This is a genomic window from Undibacterium sp. SXout7W (genome assembly GCF_049339385.1).
Taxonomy (GTDB): Bacteria; Pseudomonadota; Gammaproteobacteria; order Burkholderiales; family Burkholderiaceae_D; genus Undibacterium.
On the sequence record NZ_JBMPPF010000072.1, the window covers coordinates 1 to 562 of the forward strand.

1 protein-coding gene is annotated in these 562 nt (G+C 53.7%); it reads left to right on the top strand.

The window, feature by feature from the left end; translation table 11 throughout:
• A partial coding sequence (locus tag ACO0LB_RS20535) for a DUF4214 domain-containing protein (RefSeq protein ID WP_423052550.1) occupies window positions 1-327 on the top strand: 327 nt, incomplete at its 5' end.
• Window positions 328-562 lie beyond the last annotated feature (235 nt).

Consider the following 562-nt stretch of genomic DNA (forward strand, 5'->3'; position numbering starts at 1 on the left):
ACATTGAATGACGGGGACTTTGTGGACAGGATGTATCAGAATATCCTGCACAGGCCGGCAGATGCGGCGGGTAAGACGTACTGGCAGGGGCAGCTGGGGCAGGGATTAAGCCGGGGCAATATGCTGGCGGGCTTTACGGAGTCTACGGAGTTTAAGGCGGCGTCACAGAACAAGGTATCGCTGACGCTGGATTATGTGGGCTTGCTGGGTCATGCACCGGATGTAGCGACGTTTAATCAGTTGCTGGGGCAGCAGGGGACGGATGCGGTGACCCTGATCGGGCAGTTTATTAATTCTCCTGAGTATTCCGCTCGGTTTATGGCTTGACCAACGGGCGGATGAGCACTGTCTGAGGCTCAGGCGGATCAGTGGATGTGGTTTCTCTGGTCTGCCTGAGTGTCTTCGTCGATGCGTGCTGCACGCATCGCTGTCGAGCGTTGTTGAATACTGATCGGCGCTTGATTTTTTAGGAGCTGTATTGCTGATGATGACTACCTATCCTGTCATGGAAATCACGACGCAGGCGGAGGTGTTGGATATGCCTATGATTCATGCTTTTTTG